Origin of the sequence: Roseospira marina (assembly GCF_014197855.1) — a bacterium.
GTDB classification, from domain to species: Bacteria; Pseudomonadota; Alphaproteobacteria; order Rhodospirillales; family Rhodospirillaceae; genus Rhodospira; species Rhodospira marina.
This window is the reverse complement of record NZ_JACIGJ010000001.1, coordinates 205,743-228,508: the sequence shown is the minus strand read 5'-3', so window position 1 is coordinate 228,508 and position 22,766 is coordinate 205,743. Positions and strand designations below refer to the sequence as shown.

General features: G+C 66.6%; 23 protein-coding genes. 5 read left to right on the top strand and 18 right to left on the bottom strand.

Annotated features, from left to right (window positions below):
- Positions 1–19 precede the first annotated feature (19 nt).
- A complete protein-coding gene (gene thrC / locus GGD82_RS01125) occupies positions 20–1,417 on the bottom strand; it encodes a threonine synthase (protein WP_150060596.1) in 1,398 nt (465 codons plus the stop codon).
- An 85-nt stretch (positions 1,418–1,502) separates the two neighbouring features.
- Positions 1,503–2,189, bottom strand: coding sequence for a GDSL-type esterase/lipase family protein (locus tag GGD82_RS01120; RefSeq protein WP_150060597.1), 687 nt, complete (start codon positions 2,187–2,189; stop codon positions 1,503–1,505).
- Between the two features lie 219 nt (positions 2,190–2,408).
- Between GGD82_RS01120 and trxA the strand changes: the two genes are divergently transcribed.
- Positions 2,409–2,723, top strand: a complete 315-nt coding sequence (gene trxA, locus GGD82_RS01115; protein ID WP_150060598.1) for a thioredoxin TrxA — start codon at positions 2,409–2,411, stop codon at positions 2,721–2,723.
- 139 nt (positions 2,724–2,862) lie between these two features.
- Here trxA and GGD82_RS01110 read toward each other — a convergent pair whose 3' ends face one another.
- The 3 genes from GGD82_RS01110 to GGD82_RS01100 are packed head-to-tail and all read right to left on the bottom strand — an operon-like array spanning position 2,863 to position 5,865.
- Positions 2,863–4,254: an NAD(P)(+) transhydrogenase (Re/Si-specific) subunit beta gene (locus tag GGD82_RS01110; protein ID WP_150060599.1), complete on the bottom strand. Its 1,392-nt coding sequence runs from the start codon at positions 4,252–4,254 to the stop codon at positions 2,863–2,865.
- A gap of 12 nt (positions 4,255–4,266) precedes the next feature.
- Positions 4,267–4,698 (bottom strand): NAD(P) transhydrogenase subunit alpha part 2, encoded by a 432-nt coding sequence (locus GGD82_RS01105; RefSeq protein ID WP_150060600.1) that lies wholly within the window; start codon positions 4,696–4,698, stop codon positions 4,267–4,269.
- A gap of 12 nt (positions 4,699–4,710) precedes the next feature.
- Complete coding sequence (locus tag GGD82_RS01100; RefSeq protein WP_150060601.1) at positions 4,711–5,865, bottom strand: Re/Si-specific NAD(P)(+) transhydrogenase subunit alpha; 1,155 nt, start codon at positions 5,863–5,865, stop codon at positions 4,711–4,713.
- Positions 5,866–6,251: 386 nt separating this feature from the next.
- On the opposite strand from GGD82_RS01100, the gene GGD82_RS01095 reads away from it, so the two are divergent.
- Together GGD82_RS01095 and GGD82_RS01090 are read left to right on the top strand one after the other, a co-directional pair.
- Positions 6,252–6,806 (top strand): hypothetical protein, encoded by a 555-nt coding sequence (locus GGD82_RS01095; protein WP_150060602.1) that lies wholly within the window; start codon positions 6,252–6,254, stop codon positions 6,804–6,806.
- Positions 6,807–6,943: 137 nt separating this feature from the next.
- Positions 6,944–7,765, top strand: coding sequence for a DUF2189 domain-containing protein (locus GGD82_RS01090; RefSeq protein WP_170284107.1), 822 nt, complete (start codon positions 6,944–6,946; stop codon positions 7,763–7,765).
- Here the strand turns inward: GGD82_RS01090 and GGD82_RS01085 are convergent.
- From GGD82_RS01085 to GGD82_RS01030, 12 genes are all read right to left on the bottom strand, one after another.
- A complete protein-coding gene (locus GGD82_RS01085) occupies positions 7,720–8,229 on the bottom strand; it encodes an L-2-amino-thiazoline-4-carboxylic acid hydrolase (protein WP_150060604.1) in 510 nt (169 codons plus the stop codon). The two genes, GGD82_RS01090 and GGD82_RS01085, sit on opposite strands and share 46 nt — an antisense overlap.
- A gap of 129 nt (positions 8,230–8,358) precedes the next feature.
- Positions 8,359–9,684 (bottom strand): TRAP transporter large permease, encoded by a 1,326-nt coding sequence (locus GGD82_RS01080; RefSeq protein ID WP_246163669.1) that lies wholly within the window; start codon positions 9,682–9,684, stop codon positions 8,359–8,361.
- Between the two features lie 15 nt (positions 9,685–9,699).
- The gene (locus GGD82_RS01075; RefSeq protein WP_150060605.1) at positions 9,700–10,233 is read right to left on the bottom strand and encodes a TRAP transporter small permease subunit; all 534 of its coding nucleotides are present in this window, start codon (positions 10,231–10,233) and stop codon (positions 9,700–9,702) included.
- A gap of 94 nt (positions 10,234–10,327) precedes the next feature.
- Positions 10,328–11,416 (bottom strand): TRAP transporter substrate-binding protein DctP, encoded by a 1,089-nt coding sequence (dctP, locus tag GGD82_RS01070; protein ID WP_170284108.1) that lies wholly within the window; start codon positions 11,414–11,416, stop codon positions 10,328–10,330.
- A gap of 147 nt (positions 11,417–11,563) precedes the next feature.
- Positions 11,564–12,283: a GntR family transcriptional regulator gene (locus tag GGD82_RS01065; RefSeq protein WP_170284109.1), complete on the bottom strand. Its 720-nt coding sequence runs from the start codon at positions 12,281–12,283 to the stop codon at positions 11,564–11,566.
- Positions 12,284–12,423: 140 nt separating this feature from the next.
- Complete coding sequence (locus tag GGD82_RS01060) at positions 12,424–13,347, bottom strand: hypothetical protein (RefSeq protein WP_150060608.1); 924 nt, start codon at positions 13,345–13,347, stop codon at positions 12,424–12,426.
- Between the two features lie 8 nt (positions 13,348–13,355).
- Complete coding sequence (locus GGD82_RS01055) at positions 13,356–14,114, bottom strand: SDR family NAD(P)-dependent oxidoreductase (protein WP_170284110.1); 759 nt, start codon at positions 14,112–14,114, stop codon at positions 13,356–13,358.
- The gene (locus tag GGD82_RS01050; RefSeq protein ID WP_150060610.1) at positions 14,107–15,486 is read right to left on the bottom strand and encodes an acetoin dehydrogenase dihydrolipoyllysine-residue acetyltransferase subunit; all 1,380 of its coding nucleotides are present in this window, start codon (positions 15,484–15,486) and stop codon (positions 14,107–14,109) included. Before GGD82_RS01050 ends, GGD82_RS01055 begins: the two co-directional genes overlap by 8 nt.
- Positions 15,487–15,512: 26 nt before the next feature.
- The gene (locus GGD82_RS01045) at positions 15,513–16,484 is read right to left on the bottom strand and encodes an alpha-ketoacid dehydrogenase subunit beta (protein WP_150060611.1); all 972 of its coding nucleotides are present in this window, start codon (positions 16,482–16,484) and stop codon (positions 15,513–15,515) included.
- A 1-nt stretch (position 16,485) separates the two neighbouring features.
- On the bottom strand, positions 16,486–17,445 hold the full coding sequence (locus GGD82_RS01040; RefSeq protein WP_170284111.1) for a thiamine pyrophosphate-dependent dehydrogenase E1 component subunit alpha: 960 nt from the start codon (positions 17,443–17,445) through the stop codon (positions 16,486–16,488).
- Between the two features lie 395 nt (positions 17,446–17,840).
- Complete coding sequence (locus GGD82_RS01035; RefSeq protein WP_150060613.1) at positions 17,841–18,089, bottom strand: hypothetical protein; 249 nt, start codon at positions 18,087–18,089, stop codon at positions 17,841–17,843.
- 389 nt (positions 18,090–18,478) lie between these two features.
- Positions 18,479–19,291: an exodeoxyribonuclease III gene (locus tag GGD82_RS01030; protein ID WP_150060614.1), complete on the bottom strand. Its 813-nt coding sequence runs from the start codon at positions 19,289–19,291 to the stop codon at positions 18,479–18,481.
- Positions 19,292–19,399: 108 nt separating this feature from the next.
- On the opposite strand from GGD82_RS01030, the gene GGD82_RS01025 reads away from it, so the two are divergent.
- Positions 19,400–20,134, top strand: a complete 735-nt coding sequence (locus GGD82_RS01025) for a hypothetical protein (protein WP_150060615.1) — start codon at positions 19,400–19,402, stop codon at positions 20,132–20,134.
- A gap of 134 nt (positions 20,135–20,268) precedes the next feature.
- Positions 20,269–21,156: a class I SAM-dependent methyltransferase gene (locus GGD82_RS01020; RefSeq protein ID WP_150060616.1), complete on the top strand. Its 888-nt coding sequence runs from the start codon at positions 20,269–20,271 to the stop codon at positions 21,154–21,156.
- A 6-nt stretch (positions 21,157–21,162) separates the two neighbouring features.
- Here the strand turns inward: GGD82_RS01020 and GGD82_RS01015 are convergent, their stop codons facing one another.
- The gene (locus GGD82_RS01015) at positions 21,163–22,710 is read right to left on the bottom strand and encodes an alpha/beta fold hydrolase (protein ID WP_211364671.1); all 1,548 of its coding nucleotides are present in this window, start codon (positions 22,708–22,710) and stop codon (positions 21,163–21,165) included.
- Positions 22,711–22,766: the final 56 nt, after the last annotated feature.

Genomic DNA, 22,766 nt, shown 5'->3' with positions numbered 1-22,766 from the left:
GACCGGCCCCTGGGCGAGCTCAGCGGCGGATGCCGTCCCGCACGATCTGTTGCAGAACGCGGGTGTCGTTCGGCGCCTCCACCAGGCGCTCGGAACGCTGGTACAGATCCGCCAGACGTGACGGCAGCGGCGGCCGAATGCCGGTGGCCTTCTCCACGGCGTCCGGGAACTTGGCCGGATGCGCGGTGGCCAGCGAAACCGTCACCCCACCCTCGTCCCGCCGGCCGGCCACCTGCCCCGCGACGATGCCGATAGCCGTATGCGGGTCGACCAGCTCGCCCGTCGTCTCCAGAATAATGCGCATGGCCTCCGACGTCTCCTCGTCGGTCAGGCGATGGCCCCGGAACAGACCCAGCAGTTCCTGGTGCAGATCGTCCGGCACGCTGTACGACCCGCTCTGGCGAAAGCTCTCCATGGCAGCGCGCACTTCGATGGAATCGCGGCCGTGCATTTCGAACAGCAGCCGTTCGAAGTTGCTGGAGACCTGGATATCCATGCTTGGGCTCAGGGTCGGAATGACCGTTTCCTGTTGCATGGTCCCGGTTTCCAGGAACCGGCTCAGAATGTCGTTGCGGTTGGATCCCACGACCAGCCGGTCGATCGGCAGCCCCATTTGGCGCGCCACGTAGCCAGCGAAGACGTTGCCGAAATTGCCCGTCGGCACGCTGAAGCCCAGCGACCGGTCCGGCGCGCCCAGCGCCACGCCGGCCCAGGCGTAATAGACCACCTGGGCCATGATACGCGCCCAGTTGATCGAGTTGACCGCCGACAGGCCGACCTCGTCGCGAAACGTCGCGTCGGCGAACAGCGACTTCAGCAGCGCCTGACAGTCGTCAAAGGTGCCGTTGACCGCAATGTTGTGCACGTTGGCGGACTGAACCGTCGTCATCTGGCGGCGTTGCACCTCGGACACGCGGTCCTTCGGATGCAGGATGAACACGTCGATGGCGTCGCGATCCCGGCAGGCCTCGATGGCGGCGGAACCGGTGTCGCCCGACGTGGCCCCCACGATGGTCACCCGCCGCCCAGCGCGCGTCAGCAGCAGATCGAACAGCGGCCCCAGGACCTGCATGGCGTGGTCCTTGAACGCCAGCGTCGGCCCGTGGAACAGCTCCATCATCCAGTCGTGCGGGCCGATCTGGCGCAACGGGGCCACGGCCGGATGGTCGAAGCGCGCGTAGGCCGCATCCACCAGATCGGCCAGTTCCTCCTCGGTCAGCGCTGCGCCGACGAACGGCAGCATGACCCGCAGGGCCAGCTCCGCATGGGACAGACCGCGCAAGCTGCGCCACTCCCGCTCGCTCAGAGAGGGCCATTCCTCCGGCACATACAAGCCCCCGTCGGCCGCCAAACCGGCCAGAACCACCTCGTCGAACCCAAGAACGGGGGCAGCCCCCCGGGTGCTCACATAGCGCACGACGACCCATCTCCCCTGATTGTGTGCGGGCGAAGTCTATCCGGGACCCTAAGCCTTGCCGGACGGGCCGGCAACACCGTCCGTCCTATGACCGCGTGCCGCGCAGCAGAGCCTCGACCCGCACGCCGAGCGCTTGGGCCAGTGCGGCATGGTCCGCCTCGGTGAAGTGAATCCCGTCGCAGCCATGGGTCCGGCCGATCACCACGCCCGCCTCCACCACCGGCACGCCGGCCACCTCGGCCGCCGCCGCAACGGCGGGCCCAAGCGCCTGCCCGACACCCTCGCGTCCACTGAAACTCTCCGCCGTCCAGGGCGCCAACGACCCGATGGGCGCCGGCGCCAGGATCAACACGGCGGGCGACGGATAGGCGCTTGCCGCGCCCCCGGTTCGCACCATATCCGCCAGACCGATCACCGACCGGGCGATAGCCTCGGCCGAGCGATCGAAGCGCGCCTTCAGGTCGTTGGTGCCCAGGGCCAGGATCACCAGATCGGCCGGCGTGGCCTTGACCAGCGCCGCCGGCAGATGGGTGAGGCCGTTGAAGTCATGGGCCCGCAACGGCGTGAAGATCTCGGCCGAGACGGCATCGTCCTGGTCGGTCGTCCGAGCTGGCACGGCATCGACCTGCACCGCCACGCCGTTGCCCAGGCGTGCCGACAAAGCGTCAACCCACGGAACGCCCTCGGGATACCGCTCCAGCGGCCGGCGTTCGACCGCCGGGACGAAACCCCAGGCATTGGAGTCTCCGAAGACAAGAATTCGTTTGCGCATGGCGGCCCCCGGGCCTTCGCCCTGTGTTGGTGGGAACGTATCCCGGAGCTTACAGATCCCGGCCCGGCCCTGACTAGGGCCGCTCACGTCGGGTGTGTGCGCAACGCCTTTTCTTGACGCCCTTCACATCCCGGACCTAGATTTGGCCCACGATGACCGGACCGCCGGTGGCTTACCCCGGCCTGTTCCGGGCCGACATGTATAAAGGACGGCTTCCCCATGAAACATGTGTCCGATTCCTCGTTCGAGGAAGATGTCCTGAAGTCCACGTCCCCCGTGCTGGTGGACTTCTGGGCCGAATGGTGCGGTCCCTGCCGCCAGATCGCTCCCGCGCTGGAAGAGCTGGATCAGACCATGAGCGACAAGGTCACCGTCGCCAAGATCAACATCGACGAGAATCCAAACACGCCGAACAAATACGGCGTGCGGGGCATTCCGACGCTGATGGTTTTCAAGGACGGTCAGGTGGCCGCCACCAAGATCGGCGCCCTGCCCAAGAGCAAGCTCCTGGAGTGGGTTGAATCGGTCGTGTGATCCCGGACCTCACCGGATCGCAGACGGAACGGGGGCGGCCTCCGCACGGAAGCCGCCCCCTTTTTCGTGGTCCGACGCGCGGACCGTGTGGGCGGGACCGATAGGCCCACCCACACGGATCCGGTGCGACCGCGCCGCCCTATTCCAGCGCCTGCACGATCTCTTCGGTCATCTTTTTCGCGTCCCCGAAGAGCATCATGGTGTTGTCCTTGAAGAACAACGGGTTGTCGACGCCGGCGTACCCGGACGCCATGGAGCGCTTCACGAACAGCACGGTCTTGGCGTTTTCCACGTCCAGGATCGGCATACCGTAGATCGGGCTCGACGGGTCCGTCTTGGCCGACGGGTTGGTGACGTCGTTCGCACCGATGACATAGGCGACGTCGGCGGTGGAGAACTCGCTGTTGATGTCCTCCAGCTCGAACACCTCGTCATAGGGCACGTTGGCCTCGGCCAGCAGCACGTTCATGTGCCCCGGCATACGGCCCGCCACCGGGTGGATGGCGTACTTCACCTCGATGCCCTCGGCCTTCAGCTTGTCCGCCATTTCACGCAGGGCGTGCTGCGCCTGGGCGACGGCCATGCCGTACCCCGGCACGATGATGACCTTGGAGGCGTTGGACATGATGAAGCTGGCGTCGTCGGCGCTGCCCGGCTTCACGGCCTTGTCGCCGCTGCCACCGGCCGCCGCGGCCGCGCTGTCGCCGCCGAAGCCACCCAGGATCACGTTGAAGATCGAGCGGTTCATGCCCTTACACATGATGTAGGACAGGATCGCACCGGAGGAGCCCACCAGCGCACCGGCCACGATCAGCAGCGGGTTGCCCAGGGTGAAGCCGATGCCGGCCGCCGCCCAGCCCGAGTAGCTGTTCAGCATCGAGATCACCACCGGCATGTCGGCGCCGCCGATGGGGATGATGAGCAGGAAGCCGAGCGCGAAGGCCAGGACTGTCAGCAGCAGGAAGACGGTGTGGCTCTCGGTGACGCAGAAGATCACGATCAACACCAGCAGCGCGATGCCGAGGCCCGCGTTGAGCGGATGCTGACCCTTGAAGATCACCGGCGAGCCGGAGACCAGGCCCTGAAGCTTCGCGAACGCGATGCACGAGCCCGAGAAGGTGATGGCACCGATGGCCAGACCCAACGACATCTCGATCAGGCTGTTGACCGGGATGGTCCCGACCGAGCCGATCTCGTAGTTCTCCGGCGTCAGCAGCGCGGCCCAGGCCACCAGCACGGCCGCCATGCCGACCAGCGAGTGAAAAGCGGCCACAAGCTGCGGCAGCGCAGTCATCTTCACCTTGCGCGCCACCACGGCGCCGATGCCACCGCCGATGGCCACCGCGATCGCCATCGGGAAGTAATTGACGACGTGGGGCGAGATCAGCGTGGTCAGCACGGCGATAGTCATACCGACCATGCCGAACAGGTTGCCCTGCCGCGCGCTGGTCGGAGACGACAGCCCCCGAAGCGCCAGGATGAAGCAGACGGCGGCGATCAAATACGCCAGCATTGTCATTCCGAATCCCATGACTCGCCCTCCCTAGCTCTTTTTCTTCTTGAACATGGCGAGCATGCGTTCGGTGACGATAAAGCCGCCGAAGATGTTGATCGACGCCAGAAGCACGGCACCCAGGCCCAGCCAACTCGCGCCGGTGAACTCGGCCGGTCCGGCGGCGATCAGGGCGCCGACGATGATGACGGACGAAATCGCGTTGGTCACACCCATCAGCGGGGAGTGCAGCGCCGGGGTGACGCTCCAGACCACGTAGAAGCCGATGAAGCAGGCCAGGACGAACACGGTGAAGAGCCACCAGAATTCGCCGCCATGACCGGCCCCGGCCGCCGCAGCGGTCCCCATGGCCGAGCTTGCGGCCTGTTCGGCCAGGGCCTGCGCACTCTGCGCCAGCTGCCCGGCCTGTTCGGCCAGGGCGCCGGCCTGCGACGCGATGGTATCGGTGGTTTGCGTTGCCATTGGGTCCCCCTCCTAGTTCGAACCGCCGACGAGGGCCGGATGGACCACCTTGCCGTCATGGCAGACGCAGGTGCCCTTGATGGTTTCGTCCTCCCAGTTCAACTTCAGGGCCTTGGCCTCCTTGTCGAACATGGGCGTGAAGAAGTTCAGCAGGTTCTTCGCGAACAGCGGGCTGGCGTCGGCGGCGACCCGCGTCGGCAGGTTGGGGTAGCCGATGATCTTGACGCCATCGACCTCGACCATCTTGCCGGCCTCGGACAGTTCGCAGTTGCCGCCGGCCTCGACGGCCATGTCGACGATCACCGAGCCCTTCTTCATCGACCGGACCTGTTCGGCGGTCACCAGCTTGGGAGCCGGACGGCCGGGGATCAGGGCGGTCGTGATGACGATATCCGTCTTCTTCAGAACCTCGGATATGACCTGCTTCTGTTTTTCAAAGTATTCCGGCGGCATTTCTTTGGCGTAGCCGCCGGACGTCTCCGCCTGCTTTTCCATCTCGGCATCGACAGTGACGAACTTGCCGCCCAGGCTTTCCACCTGTTCGCGCGTCGCCGGCCGCACGTCGGTCGCCTGCACGGCGGCACCCATACGCTTCGCGGTCGCGACGGCCTGAAGGCCGGCAACGCCCGCGCCGAACACCAGCACCCGCGCCGGCGGAACCGTTCCGGCCGCCGTCATCATCATCGGGAAGGCGCGGGAGAAGGCGTTGGCCGCCTCGATCACCGCCTTGTAGCCGCCCAGGTTGGCCTGCGACGACAGGATGTCCATGGACTGCGCGCGGCTGATGCGCGGCATCAGTTCCATGGCGAACGCCGACACGCCGGCCGACGTCAGGGCGTCGACCATCGATTTCTGCGTCAAGGCGTTGAGATGACACATCAGGGTCGCGCCGCGTTTCATCAGAGCGATCTCGTCCGTGCCCTCGTCGGCCGTCATCGGCCGCTGGATCTTCCAAACGAGGTCGGCATCGCCCAGGGCCGTTTTGGCATCGGGGGCGATGGTGACGCCCACATCCTTAAGCATGTCGTCGGTGACGTCCGCGCCGAGGCCGGCGCCCGTCTCCACCACGACCTCGACGCCAAGACCGACCAGCTTCTTGGCGACCTCGGGTGAGATCGCCACGCGAGCCTCGTCGCTCCGGCGTTCCTTTGGTACGGCGAGTTTCATGGATTGGAACCCTCGATCGATCAACGAATGGCAATATGGCGCACGCCCGGCCGGCGCACGCCACCGCCGGAATATTGGAACCGGGTCGGGGCTCGGCAACATGCCGCGGCACTGCGGATGGGCGCCCCCTCTCGGACATGCAAACCACCCCGACGGGAAGGAGAACCCGTCCCGAAGTCCCCGGACCGTAGCCCATCGCGTATCACATAGCCACCGTTTCCCACTTTGCACCCGGTCAATCGTTCCGCTATACGGAAAGCTCATCCATCCGATCGGACCCACGTTAGCCACCGATCCGAGCGTCACGGCTCTTGCCTTCTCCCCCCGGCCCGAACGAATATCCCCTCGATTTCTGGGATGGCCAGCTTAAGGGACGGGAGGGACCGGTGGCGCTGCACGAACCGACGGACGACGAACGCTATCTGGCGGGGCCGCGCCCGGCCCCGGTGCTTCTGACGGTGCTCGGCTGGACGCTGGGCGCGCTGGTCGCCGCCCTTCTGCTCACGCAAGAGACTCCGATTCAGGCGCGCGCGCTGGAGCTGTACACGGGCACGTTCGGCATGCCACGGGGGGGCGGTGTTCCCGAACTGCGCATCGCCGGGGTCGTCGTGTTCGGCATTGCCGCCGTCATCGTCGGCCTATTTGCCTCGTTCCTGACGGACATCATCGACGGTGTGCCGAAGGTTCGCCTCCGGCTCGGCAATCTCGGCCTTCTGCTGCTGTGGATCCTGACCGTGGTGCCGTTCGCGTTGGTCGGGTTTCCATTCCTGGTCCCGATCGCTGCGGGCGTCGTCGGGTGGGTGCGGTCCAAGGGCTTCAGCCCCATCTCCCGCCGGACGCAAACCGGCGTCTGGGTCGTGTTCGCCGGCATCGGGGTCGCGGTTCTCGGCCTGCTGATGGTCCTGCGTCCAGACTTGGCGACGGTGATCCGCTTCGCCTGAGGCCGCCCGGCTCCGGCACGCCCACCGTGCGACAGGGCTTTGCGTCCCCCGCCCTCTGTTCCATGATAGGAACAAAAGCACCGGACCGCGCGCCGACGTTCCAACGCGCCGGTCCGGACGACGGGGAGGGACGCACAATGGCTCCGGACACCGAATCGATACCCGCTACCGGCTCGGCCGCGCCGCCGACCCCGCTGGCGGAGCGTGTCAACGTCCTGACCATGGACGACCCCTGGCTCTGGCTCCAAGCCGGCTGGCGTGACCTGATGGCCGCGTGGCCGGTCAGCCTGGGGTTGGGCGCCATGTTCACCGGCCTGGGGTTCGCCATCAGCGCCGGCCTCGCCCTAACCGGGCTCGACTACCTCATCACCTCCACCATCGCCGGGTTCCTGCTGGTCGCGCCCGCGCTGGCGATGGGCTTCTACGACATCAGCCGCCGCCTGGAATGGGGCGAGCGCCCGACCCTGTGGCGCGCCCTGACGGCGTGGCGCGCGAATCCCGTGCACATGCTGTCCTTCGGCATCGCGCTGCTGTTCTTCATGATGATCTGGCTGCGATTCGCGGCGCTCGTGTTCGCGATCTTCTTTCCCTACGTCAACATGTCCTGGGGCAGCATGCTGAACCAGACCCTGTCGCCGGAAGGGCTGGTGTTCCTGGCCGTGGGGTCGGGCGTGGGCGCGGTGTTCGCCGGTGTCGCCTTCATGGCGGCGGCGGTATCCATGCCCATGATGATGGATCGGCCCATCGATGCGGTGGGGGCCGTATTCACCAGCATCATTGCCGTGCTGCGCAACGCCAAGCCGATGGCCTTGTGGGCCGGTCTGATCGTGGTGTTCACGGAGGCGGGGCTGGCGACCCTTCTGGTCGGCCTGACGATCACGCTGCCCCTGATCGGCCATGCCACGTGGCACGCCTACCGCTCCGTCGTGCCGTCCCCTGACGAGGACCGCAACCGGTAGCGGAATGTGCAACAGGACGCACCGCCCGCGATGGTCTGCGCCCGATCCAGAGCGAGTCGCCCGTCGTACGCCTGCGCAAACGTACCGTCTCGGTTGCACGACAGCACGTCCGCGACCGCCCCAAGTCCCAGTTCCGCGTACATCTCCACAAACCGGCACCGGGTGACATCGAAATCCAGGCGGTCCGGCCCCTCATCGCGCACCGTCGCCTCCAGGCCGCTTTCGATGCCGCGATCCCGGTAGGTCCGATCGAAGATCGCGGTGAACGCCCCCATTGGGTCAGCGCCCGGTGGGGTGGCCTGCGCGGCACGCTGTGCCTCCGCCTCGGCCGAGCGGGTGATCGCCCGCGCCAGCAGCGCGCGGGCACGCTCCGGCCCGATCTCAGCCACGAGTTCGTCGTAGATCGGCTTGATGACCTCGCCTTGGATGCGCCGCCGCTCGACATTCGGCAAATCCGTCGTCATGGTTCCGGTCCTTCTTCTCGTATTCCGGCCGTCTCGTCTTCCTGGCAGCGCCACACAGGCGCGACTCGCCGAACCGGGGCACACCCGGCGCGACGGGCGACTCGCCACGGACCGACAAGTAACTCTGCCTCAGAATCCCGTCACCAGCACTGTGGGCAGCCACGTCGCCAGCGACGGTACGGCCAGCAGAAGGATCATCACCAGGATCTGGCACAGGATGAACGGCAGAACGCCCTGGTACATCTGACGCGTGCTCATGTCGGAAGGCGCGATGCCCTTGAAGTAGAAGATCGAAGGCGCCATCGGCGGCGTCAGGTAGGACGTTTGCAGCATCACGAACGTCAGCATCGCGAACCAGATCGGATCGACGCCATACAGATCCAGCAGCGGCACGAAGATCGGCAGGCAGATCAGCAGCACCGAGACCCATTCCAGGATGAACCCGGCCACGAACACGATCCCCAGCAAAAGCAGCACTAGACCGAAGGAATCCACCTGGATCACCTCGATCACGCCGCGCACCACGTCATTGCCGCCGAGGCTGCGGAAGATCGAACTGAACATTGACCCGCCCACCACGATCATCAGGATCATGCTGGTCAGACGCAGGGTCGTCAGAAAGGCATCGCGCAGCATGGGTCCATCCAGCGTCCGGTGCACCGCCGCCAGCAGAAGCGCCCCCAGCGCACCGACGGCGGCCGCCTCGGTCGGCGTTGCAATGCCGGCCAGAATCGTCCCCAGCACCGCCACGATCAGCAGGGTCGGCGGCAACAGGCCGATCACCGTCAGCCGCACTTTTCGCCCGAACGACATCCCCTGCCCTTCGGTGTCGCGGTACGGCACGGACGGCGGCGCCAGGATGCCCCGCACCGCGATGTACAGCAGGAACAGCCCGACCATCACGACACCGGGCAGAATGGCGGCGGCAAACAGCTTGCCGACGGACTGATTCGCAACGGATGCGTACACAATCAAAACCAGTGACGGCGGGATCATCGTGCCCAGCGACCCGCCCGCGCAAACCGTGCCGGCGATGAGATCGTTGCGATAGCCCATGCGCTGCATGGCGGGTACGGCCATCAGGCCGATCATGACCTCGACCGCGCCGACGATTCCGGTGGTGGCCGCGATCATGGTCGCCATCACCATCGTCGTCAGGGCAAGCCCGTTCGGGAACCGTCCCACCCAGATTTGCAGGACACGGAACAGGCGCTCCGCAATGCCGGCGCGTTCCAGGACGCAGCCCATCAGAATGAAGGGCGGCACGGCCGTCAGCAGGAACTGCGACCCCGACGTCTGGATGATGTTGAAAAGCTGGATGCCGACCCGGAAGTCATACAGCGTCCACCCGAAGGCGAAGCCGACCGCGATGAGGGCGAACGACACCGGCGCGCCCAGAAGCAGCAGCACAATGACGCTCGGAAACATCAGGATGGCGAGGGTCTCGTTCTCCACGGGGGGTGGCCTCCGTCAGCCGTCGGATGAAGGCGCGGGGTCCGAATGGCCCCCCACGGCCAGCAGGTGGCGCACCGATTCCGCCACGACCTGGATCAGCAATCCCACCAGGCCGATGGCGATGCCGGTCAGAAAGGGCCAGATCAAGGGCTCCCAGGCGCTTGCCGTTTCCAGCGTACCCCGCTCCCACGCGCGCCACGCCTTGGTGACGGCGAAATAGGTGCCGTACCCGAGAGCGGGGAGGAACAGGACGAGGAAGAAGACCGCCTGGATCAGATGCCGCAGCCGCGCCGGCACGGCGCCGATAAGGAAATCGATCCGCACATGGCCGTCGCGCCGCAGCGTATAGGCCGCACCCAACAGGAACACACTGCCGTTCAACATCGTGCTGACATCGTTCGACCAGATCGTGGGCGCGTTGAAAAAGTGACGGGACACGATCTCGTACAGAGTACAGGCGATCATGACAGCCAGAAGCCCGATGGCCACGGCGGCGGTCACCGACCCGACGCGATCCATCAGGCGCAGAACAGACCAGATTCGGGACACGACAACAGCCTCCCGGCACGGATGGCGGGACCAAAAACACGGCGCCGCGCGGACATCGTCACGAGTCCCGCGCGGCGTTAATACGAGGGGAAACCTACTCGCGCGTATCCATCACCAGGTACTTGCCATTGCGGCGCCAGTTGTCCTGGAATTCGAACACGGAGGTTACCAGACGCATCGGCAGGTCGTCGCCCTTGGCCTCGGCCTCTTCGGCCAACTTCATCGCCCAAGCACGGGATTTCTCCTGCGCGTCCGCCATGAAGGCGTCATCCAGCCGGATGAACTCGTTCCCGCCCGCCTGCAACTCCTCCATCGTCTTCAGATCGCGCACGATCATGGTCTGAAGACTGCGATGGGTGTTCAGCTCGGCGGCCAAAGCCATCTTCTCCTGAATATCCTTCGGCAGGCTCTCCCAGGTCTCGTTGAGCATCACCGTCTCGAACGCCCACGTGGGGGCCTGAATACCCGGATAGATGATGTACTTGGCGACCTCATGGAAGCCGATCTTCTGGTTTTCCGACGGGATCGAATACTCCGCCAGATCAATGCCGCCCTTTTCCAGCATGCCGTAGATTTCAGACCCGGCCACCACAGTCGGTGACACGTTGTAGTTTTCCTCCAGGATGGCCGCCCAGTTCCCCAGCGTGCGGAACTTCGTGCCATCGAGATCAGCGGCGGTGCGAATCGGCCTGTTGGCATGGGCAAAGAACTCGGACGGGCCGAGGGCGCTGACCAGCGCGTGCATGCCCATCTTCTCCCGCCGATGCTCCTGCCACAGCTCCAGGCCGCCGCCCTGATAGAGCCACGGCAGGTAGCTGTCCACGCCCAGGCCGGTCGGAAACGAGGCAACCATGGCGTTGACAAGGTCCGACGTCCCCAGGAACACGGGGGTCGTCTGGGCCATGTCGATCAAGCCGTCGGAGACGGCGTCATGCAGTTTCAGCACGCTGCCGACCGTGCCCGCCGGCAGGATCTCGATCTCCACCCGACCGTCGGTGAGCTGCGCCACGAGGTCGACGAACGGCTTGGCCATGTCCTCGTAATAGACGCTGTTTTCCGACGCGATGATCGCCATCCTCAACTCGTACTCGGCGGCATTCGCCGTGCCCGCCGACAGGCCCGTGCCAAGCGTCCCCGCCAGGACGGTCGTCGCGACCACCGTCGTCTTAAACCAACCCCTCATCGTGCACCCTTCCATGTTCCCAGTTCGAAAGCATTTTGCCGAGCATCGGGATCCGGAAAAAGGCTCTATGCCTTTGATATTGAAGCAAATCGTCGCCGCGTTCGGTTCCACATCGCGCGGGATTTGCTCTCATCCGGTCGGCCCCTTTTATGACCGGGGCATCGGCGCGACGGCCATGTCGGCGTCCTTTTGCAGATTGCGGATGACCTCGATCAGCGCCTCTCCAGACGCCGTGATATCCTCCTGCAACACATGTGACAGGCGATCCGCGTCCCGCACCTCGACGGCTTCGATCATCTCACCATGGATGTGAATCCCCCGATCCGTCTGCCCATAAGCCGGATACAGCAGGTTGAGATAGGAGCCGGTCTTGAGCCAGCAGGTCTCGATCAGGCGGGTCAACATCGGCATGCCGGTGGCCCGGTAGATCTCGAAATGGAACTGCCAGTTCAATTGCATGACCCTGCGGTAGTCGCGCTCCTGGTTGGCTTCAAGCAACTGATCGTTGGCCGCCCGGGCCGCCGCGATCTGCCCCAGCGTCATACGGGGCGCGGCCTCGCGCGCGGCGGTGCCTTCCAGTGCCAGCCGGATGGTCAGGAGTTCCCGAACGCGCTCCTCGGTCAGGACGGGCACGAACACCGTGCCGTTCATCCCCATATCGAGAGCGCCCTCAGAGACCAGGCTGTACAGCGCTTCCCGCGCCGGAGTGAGGCTGATGTCAAGCGACCGCGCGACGGAGCGTATAGTCAACTTGGCCCCCGGTTCGAACCCACCGGCCATGATCGTGGCCCGCAACTGTTCCCGTGCCCGCTCGGCCAGCGTGCCGGTCCTCTCCATCGGACCGAGCTGTTTCAGGGCATTATCCAAGACCCGTATCCTCCCAGAGGTTGAAGAGTGTTCTACCCTACGCCTTATATCGCGATGTTGGGCGTCGGCTCCATTTGCATCGGCGCCAGGATTCAACCGAAGCGGAAGTGTGCCACACCACATGCGTTGAGGGAACCGGGTCAGGGTCCTGCCAAAGGGCGTCCCTGGTTTCGGCGCATGACTTCGTTGGCCTCCCACCATGGGACGTGGGCATCCAGCCAAGCCGACATGCGTCCACAGTACACCGTCAGATCGCCGAGAATGGCGGTCACGTCGGCATCGTCTTCGCGCAGGGCATCCCGCCCGGCTTCCAGGATGGCCCCCGCCTGTGTCAGATGGCAGTAGCCAACGACCCGCGCCAGGGTCAGCTCCAGCGTTTCGCAGGCGATCGTCGCGCGTGTCCGGTTGTCGTACCCGGATACATTGGCCCACAGCCGCCACATCAACTCCTGAGTCCGCCGAAACTCCCCCTCGGCCGTGATCAAGGGGCCGAAGGGAATGTTCAGCCCGTCGCGCAGGACAAAGTCATGCACTTCGCGCGGCTGGTGCGCCCACGCCGCGCGTCGACCCTCCGCCAAACGGACGCGCGCCGGACTTCCGGATCGCGGCGCACCCTCGACCGCCCCCGTATCATGCCTATCCCCGGCCCCGTCCGCGCCGGCCAGGCTGAGGCGCGCCGTGAACACGCGCTGACCATGACTGCGGCGCTGGCCGTCCGCGAAATGCCGCAGCCAGCCCAAGTCACCCTGGAAAACACCCAAAAAATTGACCGCGGCCGTCTCCGCCTGAAGCGCGTCGTACGTAATCTCCAGATACTGCCGATCCGGATAGTACAGAAACGCCCCCGGAGGAAGCGTATGGATATCGGCCCCCTCTTCAAGGCATTCAAGGATCGGCGTCGGCCAATAAATGTGGCACCCCGCGATCTTCGCGCAATGAATGGTGACCTCCGCCGGCATCCAGGCCTTCAGAGCCGCCAGCGTGCGCGGTGCGTGTGCGTCGGTCAGGGCGATCGGGTGTTCCGTCCCGTCGCACTGAAACAGGAGGGTTTCAACGGCCTTCATGCGGACCCTCACGTCAGAACATAGCCATTCGCCGTCCAGCCACCATCCACGGGCAGGATGACGCCGGAGATCATGGCGGCCTCGGCCCCCGCCAGAAACGCGCAGGCGGCCGCAATCTCCTCCGGCGTCGCAAGCCGGCCCAGCGCCGCCCGCCCCTCGGCCCCGGCGAGGTTATAGAGGCCGCGGGTGATCAGCTCCTCGACCATGGGCGTACGGACCCCCGTCGGCGCCACGGTGTTGACCCGGATTCCGCGCGGCCCAAGCTCCATGGCGAGGGCGCGAGTCAGGTTATGAACCGCACCCTTTGAGGCGCAATAGGCCGTTCGGTCGGGGGCCCCCCCTTCGCCATAGACCGAGCCGAGCAGAACGGCCCAGCCGCCGCCGCCCTCCGGCATCGCCGGCAGAGCGGACCGCACGGTCAGCCACGCGCCGGTCACGTTGATGTCCATCACCTCGCGGAATTGCGCCGGGGTCAGGCGCTCCATGGGCGCGACATGCGTGATGCCGGCGGCGGCCACAACGCCGTCCACACCACCGAACGCCTCGCGCATGCGGGCCACCGCCCGGTCCAGATCGGCCGGCTCGCGAACATCGCCCGTTTCGGCCAAGGCATCCGGCACGCCGAGGGCCTCTCGCGCCTCCTCCATGCCACGGCGACCGAACAGGCAGAGGCGCGCGCCGTCCGCCGCAAATCGGCGGGCCACCGCAAACCCAAGCCCCTGACGCGCACCCGTCACCAGGACGCGCTGGCCTGCTAGGTTACCCAACGGTCGCCTCCCACTGCGGCCCGTGCGTTGAATCGGTCGTCATCGTGGACATCGAGACTCCCTCCGTCAGCGTGATCTGGGCCTCGATCAGACGGGTCACGAGGTCCGGAGCTTCAAGCGGCGGCAGATGTCCCACCGCCGGAATCAGGTGCAGCGCGGCATCGCCCGACGCCGCCAACCCATGATGCCAGGGGATGACGTCGTCGGCCCGGCCCCACAGAATACGAGTCGGCGCCACGACCGACCGCAGCGCGCGCACCACAGTGAACGACTGTGTTCCGTCGGGAAAGAGGGCATCGGCCAGCGCCGTCTGAGCCGCGCGCAGGGCCGGGTCCGCCCGCGACGCCATCGCGGCGCGCACATAGGCGTCGGTGATCAGGCTGGGCTCGACCACCATGCGCCGCAACCAGGGCGCCAGGCTTTCGACGCGGCTGGCATGGCACAGCCCGTCGAGTACGGTTCCGTCGATATCCGGACCCAGGCCGGCCGGCGCAATCAGGGTCAGCGAGCGCACCCGCTCCGGGCAGGCCTCGGCCAGTGCGAGGCCGATGGCACCGCCCAGCGAATGCCCCACCAGATGAACCGGACCCGGAACGGCCGACCGCAAAGCGTCGCTGATATGCCGGACCAGATCCCGAAACCCCTGGATCCGAATGCGCGGGGAGCGCCCATGGCACGGCAGGTCCAGGCGAACAACGGGGTGACGCGCGGCCAGGGTCTGCTCGATGGCATGCCACATCATCGCGTCCGCGCCGAAGCCATGCAGAAGGACCACCGGCGCCCCAACGTCTGGACCGCTCCTGTACACGGCCAGCGGCCGGCCCTCATCCATCCCGACGAAACGGTCTGCCCGCGGGGACGCGCCTTCCACCGCACGTATGGCGGCCTCGACATCGCGCCGCTTGATGCGCCCGCCGCGTCCCGTCCCCGTGATCCGCGCGAGGTCCACCCCCACATTGCCGGCGATGCGCCGTGCCACTGGGCTGGCGATGATCCGGTCGGTCGCCCAAGGCCGGGAAGGCGGCGGGTCCCCGGCCGGCGTTCCGTCCCCCGCCGGGTCGATCGCCCGGACCGACGAATCTGGACCTCGATCGGACTCGCCCCCGTCCATCGCCTCCCCGTCCATCGCCTCCCCGGATCCGATCCGGCCCAGCGCGGCCTTGACATCCACCTCGTCTCCCGGCTGCGCGAACAACCGGTCCACGACGCCATCACAGGGGGCCTCCACCTCCGTCGCGGCCTTCGCGGTCTCGACCACAGCGACAACGTCGCCCTGCCGGACGGCATCGCCCGGCTGCACGCGCCATTCGACCACCACGACCGATTCCATGTACTCGCCCGCCGCCGCCCCAATCCGGATGTCCGTGGCCATCGTCTCTCCCCCTGTCCGAGGTGTTTTCAGTCCAGCGCCCGCCGCGCCGCCGCCACAATCCGGGCCACGTCCGGAATCACCCGCTCTTCCAGGGGCTGCGCATAGGGAATGGGCATGTCGAGCGCCGCGACCCGCTGCACCGGCGCATCCAGATCGTCGAACGCATAATCCATAATGGTCGCCGACAGTTCGGCAGCGAAGCCGCAGAAGCCCCATCCCTCGTTCACGACCACCGCGTGGTTGGTCTTAGCGATCGAGCGGGCGATGGCGTCCAGGTCGAGCGGCCGCAGGCTGCGCAAATCGATGACCTCCGCCGACACGCCCTCGCCGGCCAGAACGTCGGCCGCCTTCTCCGCCTCCAGCACCATCCGGGAGGTCGCGAACAGCGAAATATCCGCGCCCGGACGGACCACGCGCGCCCGGCCGATCTCCACCGGCTCGGCCTGGTCCGGCACATCGCCGCGCGTGTTGTAGAGCAGCTTATGCTCCAGGATGATCACGGGGTGTGGGTCGCGGATGGCAGCCAGCAACAAGCCGCGTGCATCGGCCGGCGTGACCGGCGCCACCACCTTCAGGCCCGGGATATGCGCCACGAAGGCGTCGAGCGACTTGGCGTGCTGCGCGGCCGTGCCGACGCCGCCCCCGCCCTGCGTGCGCAGAACGAAGGGCATCGTGACCTGTTCGTTCCAGATGTAGTTGTAGATTGAGGCCTGATTGACCAGCGCATCCAGGGTCAGCGGCATGAAGTCGGCGTACATGATCTCCAGCACCGGGCGCGTACCGGTCATCGACGCCGACACCGCCATGGCCGCCAGAGTCTGCTCGCTAATCGGGGTATCCCGCACCCGGTCGCCGAAGGCCTCCCGCAGACCCTGGGTCACCTTGAAGACCCCGCCGTAAGTGGCGATGTCCTCGCCGAACACGAACACGGTCTCGTCGGCGGCCATGGCCTCCCGCAGGGCCGTGTTGAGGGCCTCGGCGTAGCGCATCATCGCCATGTCACCGGCCCTCCCCGAAATCCGCGGCGTCCGCATGAACCGGCGCGGTCGCGTAGGGCGCGCTTGGCCCATGCGGCTCAAACTCCGGTAACGGATCGGCTAGGGCCGCCTCGAACGCGGCGGCCGTCTCCTCCTCCGCCGCCGTCTCCAGACGCTCCACACGGGCGGGATCGATGCTCTCCGCAAGCTGCGTCCGCGACACCACGATGGGATCGCGGGCTTTCCAGAGAGCCACCTCCTTCGGGTCCTGATAGCCACCCATGTCGGAGGTCGAGAACCCCTCGACGCGGTAGGTGCGAGCCTCGATCAGGGTCGGGCCGTCCCCACGGCGGGCGCGCTGGGCCGCCGCCGCCACCGCGCCGTACACCGCGAGCACATCGTTGCCGTCCACGGCCTCGCCGGGCATCCCGTAGCCGGCCGCGCGCACCGTGTAGTCCGCGACCGAAGACTGCTCGGAGCGGTGCACGGTCAGGCCATAGTCGTTGTTTTCCAGCAGGAAGATCACGGGAAGGCGCCACAAGGCCGCGATGTTCATCGATTCGTGGCAGATGCCGGTTTGCGCCGCCCCGTCACCGAACACGGCCAGCGCCACCCGATCCTCGCGCCGGATCTGGAAGGACAGCGCCATGCCGGTCGCCGCCGGAATGGAGCCGCCAACGATGGCGTTACCGCCGATCATGCCATGCTCGACCGATCCGACCAGCATGTGTCCGGCGCGCCCACCGCCATACCCCGTGACGCGGCCGAAAATCTCCGCGATCACGCGACGCGGATCGAGCCCTTTGCCGATGTAGACGGCATGGCCGCGATGCGTGGTGGTGACGACGTCCCGGGCCTCCAGAGCCATGGTCGCGCCGACCCCGACCGCCTCCTGCCCGTCGCACCGGTGGATCGGCCCCCGCGTCTTGCCCTGTTTGTGCAGAACCCCCAATCGCTCCTCAACGCATCGCGTTATCACCATGCGGCGATGCATATCCAGATGTTCGTCCGCTGAGGGTCGGTTCGACGGCATCGGGTCACTCATGCACTGTGTAATTTGTTATAACAGATAAACTCGTTTGGCTTTTCTGTCGAACCTTTTCTTTTGACGCAATTATATTCATTGGTTGTACGCGCGGCTATGGAAGCGCGATCATAATGCGCGCAGCCACTGAGAAACGCCAAAGTCGTGTAGAGCGTCCCTTGTTAGGCGTACCATACAGGCTCGGCACCCGTCACCGCGAAACGTGCCAAGCCCAGATGCACCCTTCTTTAGTTGTAAAGTCGAGTGCGTGTTATGGCGGACGTCCACCCGATAGCGCCCAAGGCTTCGGTGGCCGCGTGCGCACCTCATTCCGTCCAGGAGGCCTGGGGGGCCTAAAACGAGTCCTCGCCGAGACTCATGACCCCAACGCCGATGGCCAGACTGCCGAAGGTCACAAACAGCCCCCCGAACAGCAGCACCATGCTCAGCAACCAGTCGTCGGAGGCCAGGGTCAGCGTTCCGATGCCGCCCACATCCCAGATCAGAAGGCAGCCCCCAAACGTCAGAGCCGCCGCCGCGCCGTAAACGACATGCCGCAGCACAAACAAGATGGCGTTGCGTTCGTGGTTGGGAAGCGCCATGCGGCCCCTCACGCGCCTAAGAACGAAACGATTCCGACGGCTAGCGTGCCACGCCTCCAGCAGGCCGACAACCTGCGACGGCGGCGTGGGCCTTCCACAGCCGCACCGCCGCCGTCCAGAACGGTAAAGGCGCCCGGCCAGGGGGGAGGGGCCGGGCGCCTTTCGCTCCAACGAGGAGCACGAGGGACAGCCGGGGGGGAGCTTGATCCCTCGTCTGGACGAAACACCAAGTCTGACGCTTCGCCCTTGCCGTCCAAATGGGGCCACCCGGGGCCTTTTAAATTGATGGTGTTGCATGCCCCTTATGCGCCAAGCGCATACGTCAAAGTCAGAGCCCTGCACGGAGCGCGGCGGGCGCGATCACGCTGCCGAATGCCCCGCACGGCGGCTCAGGCGTCCCGCAGACGCACCCATGCCGGGGTGTGGTCGGACGCTTTCGGCTGCCCCCGGGGGCCGCGATCCACGCCCGCATCGTCCAGACGGTCCGCCGCCAGCGGCGACAGCAGCAGATGGTCGATGCGCAACCCGTTGTCCTTCTGCCAGGCGCCGCCCTGATAGTCCCAGAACGTGTACACCCCGGGCCGGGGATGGCGGACCGCAATTGCGTCCGTGTACCCGAGGTGAAGCAGGCCGCGAAACCGCTCCCGGCTCTCCGGCCGACACAGAGCATCGTCGGCCCAGCCCGCCGGATCGTAAACGTCGCCATCCGTGGGGCACACGTTGTAATCTCCGGCCAGGATCACCGCCTCATCCAAGCGCACCAGCCGTGCCGCGTGCGCCCGCAAGCGGTCCATCCACGCGACTTTGTACGTGAACTTCGGCGAGTCGCTCGGGTTGCCGTTCGGAAGATAGATCGACGCGACCCGCAGAGGCGCGGTCCCGCCCACAACGGCCTCGATATAGCGGGCCTGCTCATCCGGCATCCCGTCGGGCCCTTCCGCCTCACCGTCGGGAGACGGAAGCCCGCGGCTCACATCCTCCAGACCAATCCGGGACAGGATGGCAACCCCGTTGTAGGTTTTCTGGCCGTGAACGGCGCATTGGTAGCCAAGATCCTCGATCGGCTCCACGGGAAAGCCATCATCGACGGTTTTGATCTCCTGCAAGAGGGCGACATCCGGCCGCGCCTGCTCCAGCCAGGAGAGGACGGCCGGCAGCCGGGCTTTGATTGAATTGACATTCCACGTGGCAATGGTCGGCATGGGGATCCTGGACGCTGCGAAACGGACAAACGGAACGGGCGGTGACACGCCCCATCTTCGGAACCCAAGACCAGTCCCGCAAGGGGGGCGCGCGTGAGACGACGATGCATGAACGTTATGACGGCATGGCCCGCGCGGAGTCTTCTGGGCGCGGTGGGACTGACCGCGCTGTTGTTTCTGCCCGGGGGAGGCTCCACCCCCCTGCTGGGCACGGCGACGGCCGCCGCCGCGCCGACCTGCCCCGGGCATCCGCAACCGGTCGAGGTTCGGTTCCATGCCCGGTTCGATGCCGCGCGGCTCGACCATACGCGCGGGCGCCACACCATCAACCAGATGTTTCTGAAAAGCCATGGCACAGCGACTCCCCCGCACGGTGGCCTCGGCACCGCCGTGGGCCTGACGGCGACGCGCTCGGAGTTCCGGTTCAACACCCGTACGCAGATGTATCGCCACGCCAATGGCGGCTATTGCGTCTATCTGCGCAGTGTCGAAGCGCACCTGAACCAGATCGACACCGTGGTGTACGTCGCGCGCGAGTTCCCCAAGAACTCCTGTGCCTACGACGTGACCTACGCCCACGAAAAGAAGCACGTCGGCATCTACTATTTCACCCATAAGGAGTTTGCCGCACGGATCGAGACAGCCCTGCGCCGCCTGGTGTTGGACGTCAACCCGCGTCTGGCGTCCTCCCGCGAGGCGGCCCGCACCGTGCACGCCACCATGATCGAACAGGGACTGGCCGACCTGTTGGCGGACCTGGATCGGGAGCGAACGGAGCGGAACGCCATGCTCGACTCGGACGAAAGCTATGCCCGCGAGCAAGCGAAGTGCCCCAGTTGGTAGGGTTCGTGATCCCCCCGAACCTGCGTTTGCCCTGCGTCTGCCCCGCGTTTGCACGGCCCCGGCGAATGGGATAGTCCGAACGACGCGCTGCCGCCCACCCCTTCTTCCTTCGTCCCCCCTCCACGAGACCCGACATGACCCCTGACCTGTTTCGCCAGCGCCGCAAGACCGATCTGCGGGCGTTACCCCCGGGGATCGCGCCTTGGATCGCGCCCTCCCACGACGAGGGCGACGACGAGGCGGCGCCCGTCGACCTTGCGGCGTGGCTGTTGGATCCGAACCGCACCCCGGCGCCCCTTTACGCCAGCGCCGACGCCGCCCGGGCGGCGCAGAGCTTTGCCGTGACCCGTCTGGTTCTGGAAAGCCTGGGGCGCGAGGATCGGCTACCCGCCCTGCCCGCTGGGCCTCTGGCGGTGGATATCCGGAACGCGGAGGATTACCGCTTCCAGGATCTCTACCCGCGTCCGCCCCGGTGGCAGACCCGCCGCGTGCTGGACTTCCATCCCGGGGTCGGCCGCCAGGTGAACATCTGGTGCCAGGAAGTCCCGGGACTGGTGTATTGCGCCATGGAGTCGGACGAGTCCACCTATGTCGCCCAGGCCGAGTATTTCCTCCGCGCCAACGTGTTGCCCTTTCTGGATTATGTCGCGGAGCCGCGGGATTTCGCCGTGCGCGAGCAGGCCGGCATCTATCATCTGCCAACCTGGCGCTTCGATCTGCTGCCGCCCGGCTTTTTCGACATGATCATGTGCGTGGATGTGCTGCCGCACCTGTCGCGGCGGCTGATCCGCCACATGCTGCCGCTGTTTCACCGCTGCCTGGCCACCGGCGGCGGCCTGTACATCCGCGACGACGCGGACGCGGCCTTCAATCACGACCTGGAGAGGACCCTCAGCCAGCTCGGTTTCGTGCTGGAGTTCCGCCCCTACCTGTTCCCAGGCGAAGACATCCACGGCCTGCCCCGTCTGTGGCGCAAGGTTGATCCGCGCAAGCCCGCAGCCGGCCGTCCCGTGGGCGGATAGATCGCCCTACGCGCCCGAGACGATAGGGAACGTCACGGCGACGCACCACGCGAACACGAAGGCCGCGACGAGCCCCGCGACCCACGGATGCCCGGTGGCGCGCCGGCTCCAGGCGCTGAACAGACCGAACAGGCCGAAGAACAGCGCGATGACCGGGAACAGAATAATCAGGAAAAACAGGCTGTTCAGGTCCAGCGCGATCGCCGGCACCAAGGAGAGCAGGAACAGCAGCTTGGTGGCGGTGTAGGCGCCCCGCGCCCGGCCCGGCCCGCGCGTCAGCGTCTCGTCGATCAGGAAGAACGGCACCGTGCCCAGCATCATCGCGGGTACCAGCCACGCGTGCTCCGGCGTGGGCAGGAAGTTGGCGACGAACAGCTCGATCGGCCCTCCTAGCCCGACCATCGCGAACGCGCCCAGGGCCAGCGTCGCCACGGCGAAGCGCCCCCAGTATGGGCGGACCGAGGGCGGGCCTTGCCGGGGCGCGCGCCACCGCAGCCACAGCAAACCCAGCCCGCTCAAGGCCCCATAAAGCCCGAAGTGCAGCAGCAAATAATCGCCAACCAGAACCGGCAGCCAGTCCGTCGGCAGCGGCCACAGGATCAACGGTGTCAGGACGGCCGGCACCATCGCCACCGGCCAGAAACGCCGCCAAGGCACCCCCGCGCCGGGTTCGGCTGCCCCCGACGGCATCACGCGCGGCAACAGGCTGGCCGCCGGCCACGCCAGCACCACCACGCCCAACAGGAGCACAAGAACCCAGCGCCCCCGCGCGGGCGGCTCTGGCGCCGCGCCGCCGGTCCGCCCGAACGCCTGATCCAGCCAAGCGACGGCCTCCGTGATGCCCGCGCGCCCGAACAGGACCCCGATGTGCTCGACGCCGGGCGAAATGGCCATGCGCCGCGCCGATCCGGCCTCAAAATCACCGTAGGTCACGCCCCAGTGCGGCGGATCGTCGTCCGCGACCATGCCGACCACACGCGCGGCCTCATCCTTCAGCACCTGGGGTTCAAGGCCGCCCACGACGACCAGCAGGTTCGGCGGCACATCGGCGGTTACGACCGGGGAGAACATGGAAACGGCCACGACTCCGGCATAGGCCTCGTGATCGTCCCCCGCCTGCCGCACGACGATGTCGGACGCCATGGAATGCCCCAGCAGCGCGACCCGATCATGGCCCGGAGACAAAACCCGCGCATACCCGACAATCGCGTCGAGTTGCTTCAGCAAATACACGGTCGCGCCCGTCACCTCTGTCAGGTTTCCGGGCAGCGGATCGGGATGACGCCCGTGGCCGAGCGCGTCATAGGTCACGGCCACGTACCCCGCCCGGGCCAAGGCGATCGCATAGGACTGCATGAGCTGGCGCGAGCCGGCGAATCCGTGCGCCACCACCACCGCCGGTCCCGGCGGCCCCTCCCCCGTCGCGCGGAACACCGTCACGGGCGTCCGCCCGACCGTGGCGTCTTCCACCGTCAGATCGGACAGCGGTGCCAGCAGGCGTGCCAGCGCCAGCGCGATCATCGCCAGCGCGACCAGCGCCACGCCGGCTTTCAAGAGCCCCCTTGCCTGCCCCCCGGTCGTCCCCCCGGTCGTCCCCTTGGCCCTACGCC

What these genes read in the sequence shown, in the direction of transcription:
- GGD82_RS01050 (WP_150060610.1), bottom strand. Translation starts at nt 15,486, where the DNA reads ATGGCCACGGACATCCGGATTGGGGCGGCGGCGGGCGAGTACATGGAA.
- GGD82_RS01060 (WP_150060608.1), bottom strand. Translation starts at nt 13,347, where the DNA reads ATGAAGGCCGTTGAAACCCTCCTGTTTCAGTGCGACGGGACGGAACAC.
- GGD82_RS01030 (WP_150060614.1), bottom strand. Translation starts at nt 19,291, where the DNA reads ATGCCGACCATTGCCACGTGGAATGTCAATTCAATCAAAGCCCGGCTG.
- GGD82_RS01040 (WP_170284111.1), bottom strand. Translation starts at nt 17,445, where the DNA reads ATGGTGATAACGCGATGCGTTGAGGAGCGATTGGGGGTTCTGCACAAA.
- GGD82_RS01085 (WP_150060604.1), bottom strand. Translation starts at nt 8,229, where the DNA reads ATGACGACGGATTTGCCGAATGTCGAGCGGCGGCGCATCCAAGGCGAG.
- GGD82_RS01100 (WP_150060601.1), bottom strand. Translation starts at nt 5,865, where the DNA reads ATGAAACTCGCCGTACCAAAGGAACGCCGGAGCGACGAGGCTCGCGTG.
- GGD82_RS01105 (WP_150060600.1), bottom strand. Translation starts at nt 4,698, where the DNA reads ATGGCAACGCAAACCACCGATACCATCGCGTCGCAGGCCGGCGCCCTG.
- GGD82_RS01020 (WP_150060616.1), top strand. Translation starts at nt 20,269, where the DNA reads ATGACCCCTGACCTGTTTCGCCAGCGCCGCAAGACCGATCTGCGGGCG.
- trxA (WP_150060598.1), top strand. Translation starts at nt 2,409, where the DNA reads ATGAAACATGTGTCCGATTCCTCGTTCGAGGAAGATGTCCTGAAGTCC.
- GGD82_RS01045 (WP_150060611.1), bottom strand. Translation starts at nt 16,484, where the DNA reads ATGGCGATGATGCGCTACGCCGAGGCCCTCAACACGGCCCTGCGGGAG.
- dctP (WP_170284108.1), bottom strand. Translation starts at nt 11,416, where the DNA reads ATGAGGGGTTGGTTTAAGACGACGGTGGTCGCGACGACCGTCCTGGCG.
- GGD82_RS01090 (WP_170284107.1), top strand. Translation starts at nt 6,944, where the DNA reads ATGGCTCCGGACACCGAATCGATACCCGCTACCGGCTCGGCCGCGCCG.
- GGD82_RS01120 (WP_150060597.1), bottom strand. Translation starts at nt 2,189, where the DNA reads ATGCGCAAACGAATTCTTGTCTTCGGAGACTCCAATGCCTGGGGTTTC.
- GGD82_RS01035 (WP_150060613.1), bottom strand. Translation starts at nt 18,089, where the DNA reads ATGGCGCTTCCCAACCACGAACGCAACGCCATCTTGTTTGTGCTGCGG.
- GGD82_RS01025 (WP_150060615.1), top strand. Translation starts at nt 19,400, where the DNA reads ATGAACGTTATGACGGCATGGCCCGCGCGGAGTCTTCTGGGCGCGGTG.
- GGD82_RS01110 (WP_150060599.1), bottom strand. Translation starts at nt 4,254, where the DNA reads ATGGGATTCGGAATGACAATGCTGGCGTATTTGATCGCCGCCGTCTGC.